19 protein-coding genes and 1 pseudogene are annotated in these 14,741 nt (G+C 60.8%); 12 read left to right on the top strand and 8 right to left on the bottom strand.

The window, feature by feature from the left end; genetic code table 11:
* The coding region (locus L810_RS31855; protein WP_042976967.1) for a TolC family protein at positions 1-963 on the top strand (963 nt) is incomplete at its 5' end.
* Positions 964-1,269: 306 nt separating this feature from the next.
* Complete coding sequence (locus tag L810_RS31850; RefSeq protein WP_021162348.1) at positions 1,270-1,977, top strand: MgtC/SapB family protein; 708 nt, start codon at positions 1,270-1,272, stop codon at positions 1,975-1,977.
* 50 nt (positions 1,978-2,027) lie between these two features.
* Here L810_RS31850 and L810_RS31845 read toward each other — a convergent pair whose 3' ends face one another.
* Entirely contained in the window at positions 2,028-2,747 is a 720-nt protein-coding gene (locus tag L810_RS31845; RefSeq protein ID WP_021162347.1) for an autoinducer binding domain-containing protein, read from the bottom strand.
* A gap of 73 nt (positions 2,748-2,820) precedes the next feature.
* On the opposite strand from L810_RS31845, the gene L810_RS31840 reads away from it, so the two are divergent.
* The 4 genes from L810_RS31840 (at position 2,821) to L810_RS31825 (ending at position 5,542) form a co-directional block, all read left to right on the top strand.
* A complete protein-coding gene (locus L810_RS31840) occupies positions 2,821-3,264 on the top strand; it encodes a DUF4902 domain-containing protein (protein WP_042976964.1) in 444 nt (147 codons plus the stop codon).
* 210 nt (positions 3,265-3,474) lie between these two features.
* A complete protein-coding gene (locus tag L810_RS31835; RefSeq protein WP_042976961.1) occupies positions 3,475-4,083 on the top strand; it encodes an acyl-homoserine-lactone synthase in 609 nt (202 codons plus the stop codon).
* Positions 4,084-4,133: 50 nt separating this feature from the next.
* The gene (locus tag L810_RS31830; RefSeq protein ID WP_021162344.1) at positions 4,134-4,898 is read left to right on the top strand and encodes a hypothetical protein; all 765 of its coding nucleotides are present in this window, start codon (positions 4,134-4,136) and stop codon (positions 4,896-4,898) included.
* 257 nt (positions 4,899-5,155) lie between these two features.
* Complete coding sequence (locus tag L810_RS31825) at positions 5,156-5,542, top strand: VOC family protein (protein WP_021162343.1); 387 nt, start codon at positions 5,156-5,158, stop codon at positions 5,540-5,542.
* 21 nt (positions 5,543-5,563) lie between these two features.
* On the opposite strand, the gene L810_RS31820 is transcribed toward L810_RS31825, so the two are convergent.
* Positions 5,564-6,130: a GNAT family N-acetyltransferase gene (locus L810_RS31820; protein ID WP_021162342.1), complete on the bottom strand. Its 567-nt coding sequence runs from the start codon at positions 6,128-6,130 to the stop codon at positions 5,564-5,566.
* Between the two features lie 260 nt (positions 6,131-6,390).
* Positions 6,391-6,525: a hypothetical protein gene (locus L810_RS49355; RefSeq protein ID WP_257009009.1), complete on the bottom strand. Its 135-nt coding sequence runs from the start codon at positions 6,523-6,525 to the stop codon at positions 6,391-6,393.
* Between the two features lie 1,135 nt (positions 6,526-7,660).
* Between L810_RS49355 and L810_RS44380 the strand changes: the two genes are divergently transcribed.
* Together L810_RS44380 and L810_RS47660 are read left to right on the top strand one after the other, a co-directional pair.
* Positions 7,661-8,920, top strand: a complete 1,260-nt coding sequence (locus tag L810_RS44380; protein ID WP_081712932.1) for an AAA family ATPase — start codon at positions 7,661-7,663, stop codon at positions 8,918-8,920.
* 29 nt (positions 8,921-8,949) lie between these two features.
* The gene (locus L810_RS47660; protein WP_155836422.1) at positions 8,950-9,516 is read left to right on the top strand and encodes a hypothetical protein; all 567 of its coding nucleotides are present in this window, start codon (positions 8,950-8,952) and stop codon (positions 9,514-9,516) included.
* A 29-nt stretch (positions 9,517-9,545) separates the two neighbouring features.
* Here the strand turns inward: L810_RS47660 and L810_RS31805 are convergent.
* Positions 9,546-9,830, bottom strand: a pseudogene (locus L810_RS31805) (SOS response-associated peptidase family protein); the annotation flags it as partial.
* Positions 9,831-9,899: 69 nt separating this feature from the next.
* Between L810_RS31805 and L810_RS31800 the strand changes: the two are divergent.
* The 3 genes from L810_RS31800 to L810_RS31790 all read left to right on the top strand — a co-directional run bounded on the left by L810_RS31800 (position 9,900) and on the right by L810_RS31790 (position 12,300).
* Positions 9,900-10,436 (top strand): PAAR domain-containing protein, encoded by a 537-nt coding sequence (locus tag L810_RS31800; protein WP_042976956.1) that lies wholly within the window; start codon positions 9,900-9,902, stop codon positions 10,434-10,436.
* Positions 10,437-10,615: 179 nt separating this feature from the next.
* Positions 10,616-11,185 (top strand): nuclease, encoded by a 570-nt coding sequence (locus tag L810_RS31795; RefSeq protein WP_257009008.1) that lies wholly within the window; start codon positions 10,616-10,618, stop codon positions 11,183-11,185.
* A 5-nt stretch (positions 11,186-11,190) separates the two neighbouring features.
* Positions 11,191-12,300 carry a type VI immunity family protein gene (locus L810_RS31790; protein WP_021162337.1) on the top strand — a complete coding sequence of 370 codons (1,110 nt, stop codon included), beginning with the start codon at positions 11,191-11,193 and terminating at the stop codon, positions 12,298-12,300.
* A gap of 5 nt (positions 12,301-12,305) precedes the next feature.
* Here the strand turns inward: L810_RS31790 and L810_RS31785 are convergent, their stop codons facing one another.
* Positions 12,306-12,983, bottom strand: a complete 678-nt coding sequence (locus tag L810_RS31785) for an SOS response-associated peptidase family protein (RefSeq protein ID WP_021162336.1) — start codon at positions 12,981-12,983, stop codon at positions 12,306-12,308.
* A gap of 54 nt (positions 12,984-13,037) precedes the next feature.
* Here L810_RS31785 and L810_RS31780 point away from each other — a divergent pair, with 54 nt between their 5' ends.
* The gene (locus L810_RS31780; protein ID WP_042976952.1) at positions 13,038-13,529 is read left to right on the top strand and encodes a hypothetical protein; all 492 of its coding nucleotides are present in this window, start codon (positions 13,038-13,040) and stop codon (positions 13,527-13,529) included.
* On the opposite strand, the gene L810_RS31775 is transcribed toward L810_RS31780, so the two are convergent.
* Genes L810_RS31775 through L810_RS31765 form a run of 3 tightly spaced genes read right to left on the bottom strand, consistent with a single transcriptional unit; the run spans position 13,526 to position 14,704 of the window.
* The gene (locus L810_RS31775; RefSeq protein WP_042976950.1) at positions 13,526-14,005 is read right to left on the bottom strand and encodes a DUF2514 family protein; all 480 of its coding nucleotides are present in this window, start codon (positions 14,003-14,005) and stop codon (positions 13,526-13,528) included. The two genes, L810_RS31780 and L810_RS31775, sit on opposite strands and share 4 nt — an antisense overlap.
* The gene (locus L810_RS31770) at positions 14,002-14,499 is read right to left on the bottom strand and encodes a lysozyme (RefSeq protein ID WP_021162333.1); all 498 of its coding nucleotides are present in this window, start codon (positions 14,497-14,499) and stop codon (positions 14,002-14,004) included. Before L810_RS31770 ends, L810_RS31775 begins: the two co-directional genes overlap by 4 nt.
* Entirely contained in the window at positions 14,492-14,704 is a 213-nt protein-coding gene (locus L810_RS31765) for an HP1 family phage holin (protein ID WP_026044178.1), read from the bottom strand. Before L810_RS31765 ends, L810_RS31770 begins: the two co-directional genes overlap by 8 nt.
* Positions 14,705-14,741 lie beyond the last annotated feature (37 nt).

The raw sequence follows: 14,741 nt of genomic DNA, 5'->3' as shown, positions 1-14,741 counted from the left end.
TTCACGGCCGTGCACCAGCAGGTGATCCACGACGTGACCGTCGCGTACTACCGCTACGAAGCCGCGCGCTCGCGCGCCCTCAGCGCGCAGCAGGGCCTCGCGAACGCGGACGCGATCCTCGCGGCCTCCCGCGCGCGGCTCAAGCACGGCGTCGGCACGGTCGTCGAGCTCGCACAGGCGACGCAGAACCGCGCGCAGGCCAACCTCGCGCTCGTGCAGGCGAACGGCGCGGAGAGCGACAGCTATCTCGCCCTCGTCTCCGCGCTCGGCATCTCGCCGCTGTCGAAGCCGACCATCGCCGCGCTGCCGAAGCGGCCGCTGCCGCCCGCACTCGGCTCGTCGGTCGACGCGATCGTGTCGGACGCAATTGCGCGCCGCCCCGACCTGCAGGGCGCGTTCGCGCTTGAAAAAGCCAATCGCGCGAAGATCAAGGCCGCGGAAGCCGCGTTCATGCCGAAGATCTTCCTGTCCGCGTCGACGTCGTACGCGAGCGGCGGCACGTCCATCTCCGCGCTGCCCGCGATCGGCGACCAGTCACCGACCGTCAACCTGAACGGCAGCCGCTACGGCGGCGGCGTGTTCCTCGGCGTGACGATCCCGCTGTACGACGGCGGCATGCGCTCGGCCGTGCTGATGCAGGCGCGCAACGACGCGGAAAGCGCGTCCGCCCGACTCACGCGGACCAAGGAGGAAGCCGTCCGCCAGGTCGTCGCCGCGCAGAACGCGGTGCAGACGAGCCTTGCGTCGCACGACGCCGCGAAGGCGCTCGTCGATGCCGCGCAGACGAGCTACGACGCGGCGCTGACCGCGTACCGGAACGGCGTCGGTTCGGTCACCGATGCGACGATCGCGCAAAGCCAGTTGCTCGCCGCGCGCAACGCGGAGGTCGACAGCTATGCCGGTGCGCTGTCCGCTGCCGCCGCGCTCGCGCTCGCAACGGGGACGATCGGCTCGGCGCAGTAGCACGACCGCCGCGAGGCGGTTGACGCATGCGCGCGCCGCCCACTAGAATGCCGGCCATTCTTCCTTCAGGAACCATCGTGGACAGTTGCAGCACTCCGTTGCGTGCGCCGCTTGCCGCCTGAACGCCTGTCCGACGCAGTTCTCCTGCCCGGCTCGCGTTCCGCGAGCCGCACGCCTACCGTTTCACACTGAATGACGCATTCGCGCGGTACAGTACCGCGCGATGACGGCTATCGTCGTGTCGCCTTCGGCCTTGCGCCGCAGCGGCGCGGGACGGCACGCGCTTCTTGCACCGGCAGGACAACCATGACTTTCGATTTCGCACTCCGCCTTTTCACCGCGTTCGCCTGCGGCGTCGCCATCGGCCTCGAGCGCCAGATGCGCCAGCGCACGGCCGGCCTGCGCACGATCACGCTCGTCGCGAGCGGCGCGTGCCTGTTCGTCACGCTCGGCGTGCTGACCGGCAACGGCGTCGCGGGCGTCACGCAGATCGCCGCATACGTCGTGTCGGGCGTCGGCTTTCTCGGCGGCGGCGTGATCATGCGCGACAAGGGCTCGATCCAGGGCATCAACACGGCCGCGACCCTGTGGTGCTCGGCCGCCGTCGGCGTACTGGCCGGCTCCGGTCATTACGTGCCCGCGCTTGCCGGCACGGGCGTCGTACTCCTCACCAACACGGTGCTGCGCGGCGTCAGCCAGGCGATCAACGCAACCCCGGTGTCGAACGCCGATCTCGTGCGCGAATACCAGATCACCGTGATCTGCCTGACCGCCGACGAAGTGCACATCCGCACGCTGCTGTCGAACTCGATGTACGCGAAGCCGCTGTCGTTCCAGAGCCTCACGAGCGAGGATGTGCCCGACCAGCCGGACCGGCTGAAGGTGACCGCGACACTGAAGCTGCATCCGAAGGATCAGCAGAAGCTCGAGCAGATCGCGAGCCGGATGAGCATGGAGAAAAGCATTTCCAGCGTGAGCTGGACCGCGAAGGAAGCGGAGCCGATGATGGAGTGAGCGGCCTGGCGGCAGCGGTATTTCGCGCTGCCGCCCGCCCTCGTTCGAGGTCAGGGCGCCTCGATCAGCCCGGCCGAGATTGCCTTGACGACCGCCTGGACCTTGTTCGTCGCACCCAGCTTCTCGAGGATGTTGTTGACATGGAAGTTGACCGTTCGCTCCGAGATGCTGAGGATCTGGCCGATTTCGCACGCGGTCTTGCCCTCGGCCGTCCAGCACAGCACCTCGCGCTCGCGCGCGGTCAGCGTGACGCCCGCCGCCGGCGACAGCTTCGGCACCATGAAGCGGCTCATCAGCGAATGCGACAGGTTCGCGAGCCAGTTCGTCTGGAGCGTCAGCATGTTGATTTCGGCCGGCGTCAGGCGGTCCGCATGGCGTGCGATGCTCAGCAGGCCGAACGCGCCGCGGGCCGCCCAGCTCGATTGCGCGACGCCCACCGACAGCCCGAAATCACGCGCGTCCTGCCACAGCGGGCACGGTGCGATCTGGTCGACGTCCGGCCAGACGATCATGTTGGTGCTGAGCGCGCCGTCGCGAACCGTCGAATCGATCTCGATGTAGTTGTGCGCCTGATAGTGCGCCATCCAGCCGTCGGGATAGGTATCGAAGATGGCTACCGACGGCTTCGATACCGGCAGCGGCACGCGAATGCCATAACAGCAGTATTCGAATCCCAGCCGTTTGGAATAGGCGGCGATCCGCTGGAAGAGCTGCTGCTCGTCTTCCGCGGCACTGAATTGTTGATAGGCATCCTGCCAGCGCAGTTCCATTCATTCTCCGACAACGTCACGCTGTCATACTTGTCAGGTTCCAGCACCCGTTCGACGCTGATACATTCCGCGCATGACTTCACCTTTGCTGCACCCGGTCCCCGGCCCGTCCCCGGACGGCTACGTACGCCTGTCAGAAAGCGCACTGGCCGTGCTTGCGCTCGACCATGTCGCAAGCGGCCTCGACGCCTCGCTGCGTGCGGAACTGCGCGACAGCGCAATCGACGCACGCCTCGCCGGTTATACCGAATGGCATCGCCCGGCCAGCGCCGGCGTCGCTTACGTGACGGTCGGCTGGGACTGGTACCTCGAACGCGCGACGGGCACGTTCGTGATCGCGGGCGGCGACGTCCGCAGCAACGTGATGGCCGTCGACGCCACGGGTGCCGACATCGGCATGCTCCGCACGGCCGCCGCGCTTGCCGCGCGGCTCGCGCGCATCGACTGGCCCGCAGCGGTCGCGTCAGCCCTGCTCGGGCACAACGACGCCTATCATGCCGGTCCGACGCTCCAGTGACAACTGGCCCCGCATTCCTCTGACAATTTACGCAGTGCTGGCGCTCTTTATAAGCAAAAGCGGCACGGTTTTCAATCCCGTTGATCAAGAAACCGTTACCACGTCCTGATCGGCATCATTCCACCGTCACCCTGTAAGAGTTACCAGTTACAGCCCCCTCGTGCGGCGCGATGTAATGCGCACATACAAAAGCACAGATCCGAGGACACCATGCGGACCTTCGTTCACGAGGAAGGGCGGTTGCCACACGAACTTGCAGCGGATCTAGGGCGCTATCGGCGCCGTGTGTTCGTCGAACAGCTCGGTTGGGCGCTCCCGTCGGCGAACGAAAGCTTCGAGCGCGACCAGTTCGATCGCGACGATACCGTCTACGTGTTTGCGCGAAACGCCAGCGGCGACATGTGCGGATGTGCGCGCCTGCTGCCGACGACGCGCCCGTATCTGCTGAAGTCGCTGTTCGCCGACCTGATTGCCGAAGACATGCCGCTGCCGCAATCGGCCGCTGTCTGGGAGCTGTCCCGGTTCGCGGCGACCGACGACGAAGGCGGGCCGGGCAATGCCGAATGGGCCGTGCGCCCGATGCTCGCGGCCGTCGTCGAGTGCGCGGCGCAGCTCGGCGCGCGGCAGCTGATCGGCGTGACGTTCGCGAGCATGGAGCGGCTGTTCCGCCGGATCGGCATACACGCGCACCGCGCAGGCCCGCCGAAGCAGGTGGATGGGCGTCTGGTGGTCGCGTGCTGGATCGACATCGATCCGCAAACGTTTGCCGCACTAGGAATCGAGCCGGGGCAGGCCGCCCGGCAAGCCATCGCCGCCTGACCCGGAACGCGCGTTCCTGCCGGGCGGCATCGTAACGAAGGAGAATCAACGTGGACCAGTCTCAGGTCTTTCGCGCGATGATGCCCGGGTTGACGAGCGCCGGCGGCGCCCGCATTACGGTCGCCTACCCGTCGTTTCCACGGCCGCTGCCGCTCGTGCGGCTCGACCGTCGCGGCCTCGTGTTCCGTGCCGCCGGCGCGGCGCCGCTGGTCTGCGGGCTGTCGCGTGCAGCGACGTTGCTGGTCGCGGACGAGCCGCTCTGCTCGCTGCGCCTCGTGATCCGCGACATCGCCCCGGCCGGCGAAGGCCGGCATGACCTGACGATGCAGCCGTCCGGCGCCGCCGGTGACGAATTGCTGTGGCATGCGCTGCGCGATCGCGAGCCCTACCGCCGGCTTCAGCACCCGCTTGCCCCTGTCGACACGTCCATCGCCACCGACGGCGAACCGCACGCACCGGCCGGTGAAGCCGGGCCGCGTCCGTCGCGCAGCGCGGCCTTCCGGCTGCCGTGCCACAGCGACGCGCTGTTCTTTGCCGACTGGCTCGAATATCACTTCGACGAATTGCGCGCGCTGTCGCAACAGCACGGGCCGCAACTGCAGCTCAACCAGCTCGAGCGACAAGTCGCCGACGACGAGGTCGGCGTGCGCTTCCTCTACGACATCGACGGGCATGCGACACGCCACGCGCTGACCGACTGCGCACGCGAGGCCTGTGCATGGATCGAGACGGAGATGCGCGACAAGTTCGCGTTGCCGGTCGCGCAGGAGCGATTCAGCGCGTTTGCGGCGCACGCGCGGGCCGGCGGTATGTGAACGCGGCGCAACATGAAGTTGTATCGATACAACTAGGGCTTGCCATGACTCGGGTTTTCCCTTAAATTCACGTCTGTCTCCTCCATGTCTCCAAACATGGATTCAGCCCGCTCAATGTAGCGGGCTTTTTCTTGCCTGCTCGAATTGCGGGGCCATACCACCACCCTCCTTCATCGATTGCCTGCCTGGGCATTCCAGCGCGCCAAGATCCGGATCGATTATCATCGGCGGGTCTGCCACGCTCCCTCGAGGCCATCTTGCACGCCCATCTGCGCATTGCCCGCCCGGTCAGCAACCTCGCCCGAACCGAGCGCATGTATCGCGACGCTCTCGACCTGTCTGTTCTCGCACGCTTTGAGGATCACGACGGCTTTTCCGGCGTGATGCTCGGACGCGACGGCCTCGACTATCACTTCGAATTCACGCACTGCCCCGACCATCCGATCGCGCCGTCGCCAACGCCTGAAGACCTGATCGTGTTCTACCTGCCCGATCGGCCGGAATGGGAAGCCGCCTGCGCACGCGCCACGGCGCACGGCTTCATGCCCGTGACGTCGTTCAATCCGTACTGGGAAATATCCGGCCAGACCTTCGAGGATGCCGACGGCTACCGGATCGTGCTGCAGAACGGTACGTGGCGCTGACGGGCGAATCCGCGTGAGTCGTTACGCGCCGGCCAGGCCGGCGGCGCGCGCGGCATACACGACGTGCCGACGCAGCGCGTGCCCTTCCGGCAACGCGGGATGGTCGAAATCGCGCGCGGGCTGACGCTGCATGCCGAGCCGCTGCATCACGTGCTGCGATCGTAGATTGGTGTCGGCGGTCCACGCGAGAATCTCGCCGAGCCCGATCCGCTCGAACCCGTCGGCCAACGCGGCAGCAGCCGCTTCGGCGACGTAGCCATGCCCCCATGCGTGGCGAGCCTGCCGCCACATGATCTCGACGCACGGCGCCATCGGGTGCGTTGCGCGCACCTCGCGCGACAGGCCGCACACCCCGATCAACATCCCGTCGGCGCGGCGCTCGACTGCCCACGGGCCGAAACCGTACGCATCGAAATGCGCGTCGAAGCGCGCGATGACGTCGCTCGCCTCGTCAACGGACATCGGGCCGCGCGCGAGCCACGCGGTCACGTCCGGATCCGCATGCAGCGCCGACAGCGCGCCCGCATCCACCGGCTGCCAGCGACGCAGCGTCAGACGCGCGGTTTCGATTTTCGACGGTGTGGACATGGGGAACAGGATCGTTCAGGCGGCGTGACAGGAGGGTCGTCACCAACCCGAAGGCAGCGCGGAAGAAGGGGGAATCGTGATCGTCGCGTCCGCCGGCGACGATCACGGGAACTGATGACGAGAAACGGGCGCCGGCAGCGCCCGTGGGGATTACTCGTTTTCTTCGAAGTAGTGATATACCTAGCCTTGGCATAGCCCGCGTTCAAAACTTACGCCAAAAACTACGCCAGTTGGCATCACTCTGCGCCAGTCAGGCGGCCTCAGGTCGCAACTTTGTAGTTGTCGGTTGAATCTGCGTGCGCGGTCGCGGTCGCATTTGAAAAGGAGTGGTCGAAATGCGCCAACAGCATTTCCAAAAACCGACCATGATACACCCCATATACGACCTTGGTCATGATCACGTCCTCCTGCCCCAACAAACCCAACACCAAGATTCCCTGCTGAACACTTGGGCGCAACCAAGCTTTCCACTCCATTGATCCGGAGTGTGATAGAAATCGCCATCACTGTCGTAAGCCCACGTGTCGACTTCTTTTTCGTTAATAGCTTTCTTGATAGCATCAAGAAGGTTTTGCGGATTAGCGGTAAATATGGTAATAGACATCGTTATCCCCGTGATTGTATGATTTCGCCGCGAGCATGAGCTAAATCTCGCCAGCAGATTTAACGCATATCTAATGTTACTCGTCAATCACGTAACAGACGTCCAACCCCAAAGCGTTGATCTCTATCACCCCTGAGATTCATCAGGTTGTCCAAGCATCTCGTCGGCCGGATAGAGCTGCAGCATCACGCGCCGCGTCGACATTCGTCGTGTACAGCCATTCATCGTGGTTTCGTGGTTGCTAGCCACGGCGGCAGAGCTTCGGACGTTTGTGCCCCTACCGGATTTGAAGGCCGATTCTGCTGTATGTGAGATCAGTTGACTAGGCACATACCCGCAACGCCATGCGGGTTTCTGCCCTCTTCAATGCTGTAGATGCGTACAGTGACGCTGCGCGCGAAGGCAGAAAAACCCACTCCTCTTTGGTTCGCTGCCAACCTCTGCGCGGCCCGATTCCGCCACCATCTCGTCAACCGGACACCGTACCGACCACGTCGGCCCCAATCTTCGAAGTTATGCGTGGCCGCACCGGCAAACGACCATCCAGCAAAGCTATTCCAATTTCTACGCGATGACACGGATTGAGATGCCAAATGGAGAAGCCCCCGATCGAGTGAACTCAACCACGGGTGTTGCGAATTGCTCCCGAAAGACCAGCGCATCTGGCTGCCTCTCCTCACACATGTCTGCCGCCTTTCTCGTCAGAGCCACACGTCAAGGAGTGCGGGTACAATGCGTTAGCACGCGAATCGGCGCACTGCATTGACGAATCGCCTACACGAACGAGAGGCTGACCTTTGATCTCTGAAAGCACGCACAACCCAAAATTCCGAATCAATGACTTCGGATACATAAAGAGTGGCGAGTTTGAAATAAAACCACTCACGATATTTTGCGGCCCAAATAATACAGGAAAAACGTGGGCGATGTATGCACTCTACGGGTGTCTTGATTATTTGCCATCCAATATGCCTCTACCCCAACTTCAAGAGGTTGCGGGTGCTCTAACGCAAAATGGCGAATACTCTTGGGATCTTTCTGACTGGGCATCCAAAAACTATCGACGAATAATCTCGCTTATTCATCAGGGCGGAAGAATTCGCTTGGGACGAGTATTCAATGTCGATAGCGACATATTCAAAAAGAGCTCATTTGATTGGCAGCTATCAAAAGATAGTCTACTTCAGACCATCACCACGTCCCCCCTCGATTTTCGACTTGAAGTGGGCAAACAAAATGACGCGCTCCGCATACTGAAACCGGCCGGAAAATCTGTCGCCCAACTCACCCTTCTTTCGGATAAGCTTCCTGACGTAGGCCGACACATCTCAGATGCCATTGTCAGATTCCTTCTTGATCAATCGGAAACAAAGAAGGTCTTCCTTATTCCGGCAGAACGAGCTGGACTACATCTATTTTACCGAGAACTCAGCACGCGCCGAAGTGCGCTTTTTCACCACGCGAGCCGAGAAGAAATCGATATTAACAAACTGCTTACCGACATTCTGAGATCTCGCTATGCCGAGCCAATCGCAGATTATATTGATTGGCTCAATGAGTTGCGTACCTTGCGACGCCTGAAAAGCCCTCTCTTTCGTACTCGCGCAGACGCGCTTAGAAAAAGCCTTCTCGCCGGAAAATACGAAATCGACAATGAGGGAGTAATTTCCTTTACGCCGCAAAAAAGAAAACGTACGGATGCCCAAGCACCAACGATGCCACTTCATATGTCATCGTCTACTGCCAAAAGTTTGTTTGGCCTCTGGTTTTTCCTTGATCACCTCGCTAGCTCGGGAGACGTTTTAATGATCGACGAACCCGAGCTCAACCTACATCCAGGTGCACAGCGAAAGATTGCGCGGATTCTTGCTACCCTCGCAAATCAGGGATTGAAGATTGTAATTAGCACGCACAGCGATTATCTTATTCGCGAGCTCAACTCATTGATGATGCTTTCTCGTGCCCACCCCAAGCGGGACGAGCTGATGAAGCTGCACAACTATCAAGAAAACGAAATTCTGAATCCGGAAGATGTTGCGGCATACCTTTTTGATGATGGCGAAATTATTGAAATGAATATCACCCCGGAGGAAGGTATTGCCGCAAAAACCTTCGACAGCGTAATACACGATCTAAACGAAACAAGCGACAGCATTTATTACGAATATCTCAGCAGCCAGGAATAATACTTCACAAAAACGATACGGGGATAGTTGTGGGCGTAAAATTATTTGAAGATTTAATTTCAGATGCCTGGCGTCTCGAACGAGTTGGATCATACTGGTCCGTCGAAGAGCATGCCGAAAACTCAAACAATAAAAAAGTGCTAATTGGCGGATGCTCAGCCATTGCATTTTCACTGGATCGCGGGGGCGTCGATCCCATTCCCTTTATAAGGGAAAATTGCCCACTTCCAGGCATCAGATCTGTATGCGACGCAATGATCGTATTAAATCACGAAGGGAAAACTTATTTTTGCGCAATGGATTTGAAATCCAACAAAGAAGGTGGCGCCTCAAAGCAGATTGAAATCGCACGCCTCCTATTCCAGTGGCTATTAAGCTTAGCCTGCTTCAACAAGCACTGGCCAACTGAAAAATTTGAGGATTGTTTTTTTGGCGTCATCAACTTCGCTCCAAGACAGCAAGTTAGAAAAGGCGTAACTCAGCGAAGCGCCGAAATTCCTGAGCCGGAAAAATCGGCGCACGGGGACTACAAGATATTTCGCTTAAGAAATCACCCTCGCATCCCGCTTCCGCTTTTGATCAATCGCTTGGGGTAGCTGGGACGGCAGCCTCTCACTCCGGCCCCTTATGGACAGTCCTTTTGCCGCCCGGGCAATACTGAGGCCGCCTCAGTTGCCATCTCATCGACTGGATAGAGCCGTAGCATCGCACGCGCTGCCTCTACGTTTGGTGTCGTCAACCATTCCTCCCAGTCGTCTGGATGCAGGATCACGACGGCTCGCTTCTCGTCATCCGGCTTGTGCATCCGGGAAAAAATCGGGTGACCCTCGCCGGTCACCGTGATCATCGCCATCGTGTGACGCTCGGTGCGGTATTCATACACCCGAGCGCGCCAGATCCCCACCCCGCAACCCTGACAGGCTAATGACGTGTGCAGCGCATGCTACATTCCGTTCAGTTTTTCCTGTGAGGATTGCGCATGGGTTCAGCATTCATTCGAGAAGGCGACACGACGTCACACGGCGGCCGCGTGATTTCCTGCACGTCGACTAATATCGTTTTCGGTAAGCCCCTCGCCCTCGAAGGTGACATGGTGTCGTGCCCGAAGTGCGGCGGCGTCTATCCGATCGTCGGCGTCAGGATTCGCAGCATGACGTTCGGCGGCCGAGCCGTTGCGACTGATGGTGACAAGACCGCATGCGGCGCGACGCTGATTGCTTCGCAAGGCATGGCGACCGTCGAACCGACGTCTGGCGCGGGCGGATCGGTCGGACCAGGCAAAAGCGTGATCGCACAAACAGCCCCGCAGGACGATGGCGCGTTTCGCGGCCGCTTCCAACTTGTCGATGACAAGACGCGCGCGCCGCTGGCGAATCACCCCTACACCGCCACATCCTCCGACGGCCAAACGATTCAAGGCACAACCGACGCGAACGGACACACGGACTGGCTGAGCAGCAGCCAATCAGCGTCGCTCACGTTCAGCCACGACGGTACCGGTTCGGAAACCGCATGAGCGAATACTCTGGCGGGTCAGCATCGGGGACCCCAGCGCGCGGCGGAAAAACTACCCTCGTGGGGGCTAGGAAGGGCTTAACAGCAGCCGACAAGGCAATGCTCTGCCCCGTCATGTGCAAATGCAACGGGATGGGCGTTTGGACACGCGGCGGTGGGCGTCTCCTGCGGCAGAAGTGTGTGAAAGAGCGGATCGACTTCGAGAACGAGCGATCGGTCGAGAAGACAGGCGAAAAAACGCCCTACGTTCCGGAGATCAGCTACAACATGACCACCGAGCCACCGTCGCCGATCATGTCGGATGATGATCCGTTGGTGCCTCACGACAACCTGTTGGAATACATCCGCAACAGTTGGCCGGGAAAGATGGCCGGCTACCTGGCAGGAAAGCGAGCCGGAAAGATCCAAACTCGCCGCCCCGACGTGGTGGTCGTGAACGACCCATCGCAGCCGCCGGTACAATCGAACATTCGAGCCGTCGTCGAAATGAAGTTCGACGATGATTTTGGCCTCGGTCAGGAAGACGCATATCGGCGGATTGCAGGCGACGACGACAAGTATGCCCCCCTCGATCGAGCTGACTGTGGATGCGGGGACGAGAAGCGCGCGCGGCAGCCCGCTCGATCGGCCCAGACGCATTCCGAAACCGAAGATATTTTCGGTGATGCTCCGAGCAAATCGAGCCGCACGCCCCTCGGACTGCCGCCGGCACCAGGACCAGGCCCGACCCCATCGCCCTTCCCTCTCTGAAGACCATGACGAAAGACGAACTGATTGCGTGGGCGAAGGATCCGCGGCGACAAGACACCCTGCCGTTCGGCCTGTACGAAGAACCGTACCAAAAAGGGATCGTAGGCGCGGCGCTTGTCGTGCGCGGTGTACTGTACTTCAAGGGTGGATATACCCCTGCGGTACGGCATGCTCTCGTTGCTTGCTACGAACGATACATCGAAACGATCACCGAGTACGAGAAGGCCTCCGCCAAGGAGGCTGGAATCGAAGAGCCGAAATCCGGCCCGATGCGTTGGTTCTACGAGGAAGGGGAAAAGCCCGTCGCATTCGACAAGGCACGGGGATTTCCGACCCTGGCGAAGGATCTGCCGAGCGAATCGATCCTCGTTTCATCGACTACCAGCGCCGACCACAAGCTTGCGGCAGGGTTCTACGAATTTTCCGTGTTCTGTCTCGAGGACTGGCAAGCCGCGATGGGTACTCGCGGCCTTGATGTGATGGTGTTCACGGTGCCGCGTCGTTTCCTGCAGATCAGCCCCGGCACATTCGAGAAGCTGTTCGCTGAGTTTGCGGCAGCCGTACCGACCGTCCACGGGCACGCCGGCTACGGGGTGAACGTCCCACCGATGGGCCGTCGGCCGAACGAAGCGAGCGAGTATTTCTGGGGACGCCTATACGGCCCCGGCATCGACGTCGGCGATCCGATGCGGACTGGACTCCGTGACCTGGTGGAGAAGATCAAGACCGTCGACTGGCTGGTCGCGCTGAATTCTGACCTCATTCAGCGGGCGGGCGGCGCTGATAGCCTGATGCTCCCACCGGACTGGTACCGAAAGACACCGTTCGGAATTGGCGGCCTGGTCATTCAGGCCGGCGTAGATCCGGTCGCCGGGGTGCCCTTGGGAAAGGGAATCCCTCCCGCACCACCCGCTGCATATGTGCTGCTGAACCATACGTTGCGCGCGATCGTCGCCAACAAGATCAACAGCCTGCAAAGCGGCACCGCGAGCAGCACGGCGCCGCTGCTCAATACCAGCGTGGCAAGCGAGGCATGGCTGCAGCGATTCAACGTGCCAGACGATGAACTCAACGGCTACTGGGTCGAGCTGCACAAAACGCCGAAGCTTCAGTAGACCGGTTAGTTTGCGCGCGGCTCGGCGACCATCTCGTCGGCTGGGTAAAGCTGCAGCATTGCGCGCGCAACCTCAACATTTTTCGTGCGCAGCCACTCGTTGTAGTCGGCCGGTCGCAGGATCACGACGGAGCGCTTCTCGTCCCCCGGCTTGTGCATGCGGGAGAAGATCGGGTGCCCCTCACCGTTCACCGTGATCATCGACATCGTGTGATGCTCAGCCCCGTCCGGGCTCGTCAGTGTTCGCCAGATGCCGGCGACGCACATCGTTCGCCAGTCGGCCAACCCGATCCGGTGCCACACGTTCTTCCCCGTCTCGTAGCACGGCTCGTAGATCCAGTCGGCCGGGATCAGGCAACGGCGCCCGGCGCGCCAAGCCGGCCCGTATAGCGGCGACTTTCCGAGGTTGTCGTCGCGCACGTTCATCGTGCTGCGCAAGATCGGGGGCTTCCGGCCCTGCTCCTTCGCCTTGTCGATGTTCGCCTTCTGTAACGCACGCGGCCAGAAGCCGAAGCCGGCCGCCAATGGTCTGAGCTTTCCGTCGACGTTTGCAACGATCGGCGCGAGGTAGTCCTGGTAGATCTCGGGCTTCCATGGGAAGTCCCGATACAGGTCGCTGAACGGCTCGATCCGCAGTTCCCGGATCTCGTAGTCCTCGTGCGGCGCTCGATAGTTTGTACACATCGCCCGTCCCCATTTTTATGACCTTGACGGGGATAGCTTATCGCGAAATATACTGTGTTTTTATACAGTGGTGGCGACGTGATCAAGCCGCAGTGGGCTTACATCTGGGAGTACGGGTTCCAAGGCGACAAGAATCGTCTGAGGACCCCTGTCGAGCTCACAAAGGAAGAATTTGAATTTTGGGTAGATAAGGACGCAAGATCGACATTCCTGGGTACTTGCCGGCCGATAGAGACCACGAGAATCGATCGCAACCGCGTCCCACTGACGGATCCGCGCTTCAAAATCAAGGCCGTGATGCCGGAGTTCGACGCCCCGACGGATGCAGAACTGCGCACCCTGTGGCGGGAGTACACCGACCTCCAGGTGCGCTGGCTCATCCTTGAGATTCGCGCGCTTCGCAAATCGCTCGAGCGGATTGAGGAATGGTATGAATATACAGACAAGAACGTCACCAACAAGGGCGATCTGGCCGGCGCGCAGGGCCAGTTGTTTCGCCTCATGCATCTGCTTCGAAAAGAGATGACCCGCGCCGGCATGCGCTAGCGTGCAGATGCCGTCAATGCGTCATAGTCGCGCTCGCACTGCTCGCCGGCGATACCCCGCTCGTCAGCGATCGCTGCCAACTCTCCCGCTCTCGCATCAGCCCGGCCGAGCATGTCGGCGAGCAGATCGAGGGCGTCGCCGGCTGCCGGGCCTCCGGTCGCAGAGGTGGTATGGCGAGCTCGGTCGACATAAGCGGCAAGCTGCTTGCGCAGGCCGTCAGCAGCAGTAGCAGCGGCGACAGCATCAGCGCGCGCCAGGTCACGTTTTTTCCAAGCATCTTCAGCATTTCCCTGTTGCTTGCGAGCAATTTGGTCGCTCTCGTCGCGCTCAGCGACGAGATCCCGGATTTGCTTCGCCTGATTCTCGACGATGGACGATTGATCAGCGTCGCGATGTCCCTTGCAATAGCCGCCTGCCGCACCGATGACGACTGCTGCGATGGCGGTCAACCAGAAGCGAGGGTCAAGCAGCATCACAACCCCCGTTCGCACAACGAGCGCTCGAATGCGCGTCGCTTCACTAGCCCGGGCAGCACGCGGCCACCGCCATATACCCACTGCGGCTTGCCACTGTCCGACTCATTCATCGCGCGGCATGCCCCCTTCCAGTCTCCCGAGTTGAATCGCTTTGCTGTCGTGCTGTGGCAGTACGCGCCCGTCCCGACGTTGTAGGCAAAGCTCACGCCCGCTGCGAGCTGATACGGATGCCCTTTCAGACCCGGCGTGCATTTCAACGTCGGCTCTGCATGCTCGATAAGGCGCTGCTCAAGCCGAGCAATGCATTCGTCGTGCGTGAAGCGCTGGCCAAGCGTCACGTCTTTCGTATCGCCGAAGCATCCGGTAACGATCCCGATAGGGTCCGGCGCCGCGACCAACACCTCGCCCTCGAACTTCGGCACGGCGGAAAAAAGAAGGGCTGCCGCAGCAGCCCCCACAACACCAACAAGCGTCTTCTTCGGCAATTCAGCCATCGTGCCTCTCCATCTCCATGATGCGCATATCCGACTCGCGCTGTTCCCGGCGATCTTTCCGCCACATAAAAAAGAAATTGAGTCCGAACGTTGCGAACGCCGTCAAAATACCGACGATCACCCCAATGTCAGTCAGCGTCAGCGATGACGCCACAGCTGTAACGCTCCCCACGTAGCTCGCCACCTCTGTTGGACTCGCTCGCATCTATTCCCCGTAACGAAAAAGGCCGCCAATGTTTGGC

The organism is Burkholderia sp. AU4i (assembly GCF_000466765.1).
GTDB lineage: Bacteria > Pseudomonadota > Gammaproteobacteria > Burkholderiales > Burkholderiaceae > Burkholderia > Burkholderia cepacia.
This window is presented reverse-complemented; position numbering and strand designations above follow the sequence as displayed.

Excerpts from the sequence above, each read along its gene's own strand:
- L810_RS31765 (WP_026044178.1), bottom strand. The coding sequence starts at position 14,704 with ATGCGAGCGAGTCCAACAGAGGTGGCGAGCTACGTGGGGAGCGTTACA.
- L810_RS31850 (WP_021162348.1), top strand. The coding sequence starts at position 1,270 with ATGACTTTCGATTTCGCACTCCGCCTTTTCACCGCGTTCGCCTGCGGC.
- L810_RS49355 (WP_257009009.1), bottom strand. The coding sequence starts at position 6,525 with ATGACCAAGGTCGTATATGGGGTGTATCATGGTCGGTTTTTGGAAATG.
- L810_RS31820 (WP_021162342.1), bottom strand. The coding sequence starts at position 6,130 with ATGTCCACACCGTCGAAAATCGAAACCGCGCGTCTGACGCTGCGTCGC.
- L810_RS31790 (WP_021162337.1), top strand. The coding sequence starts at position 11,191 with ATGACGAAAGACGAACTGATTGCGTGGGCGAAGGATCCGCGGCGACAA.
- L810_RS44380 (WP_081712932.1), top strand. The coding sequence starts at position 7,661 with ATGTATGCACTCTACGGGTGTCTTGATTATTTGCCATCCAATATGCCT.
- L810_RS31835 (WP_042976961.1), top strand. The coding sequence starts at position 3,475 with ATGCGGACCTTCGTTCACGAGGAAGGGCGGTTGCCACACGAACTTGCA.
- L810_RS31785 (WP_021162336.1), bottom strand. The coding sequence starts at position 12,983 with ATGTGTACAAACTATCGAGCGCCGCACGAGGACTACGAGATCCGGGAA.
- L810_RS31770 (WP_021162333.1), bottom strand. The coding sequence starts at position 14,499 with ATGGCTGAATTGCCGAAGAAGACGCTTGTTGGTGTTGTGGGGGCTGCT.
- L810_RS31840 (WP_042976964.1), top strand. The coding sequence starts at position 2,821 with ATGACTTCACCTTTGCTGCACCCGGTCCCCGGCCCGTCCCCGGACGGC.
- L810_RS31800 (WP_042976956.1), top strand. The coding sequence starts at position 9,900 with ATGGGTTCAGCATTCATTCGAGAAGGCGACACGACGTCACACGGCGGC.
- L810_RS31845 (WP_021162347.1), bottom strand. The coding sequence starts at position 2,747 with ATGGAACTGCGCTGGCAGGATGCCTATCAACAATTCAGTGCCGCGGAA.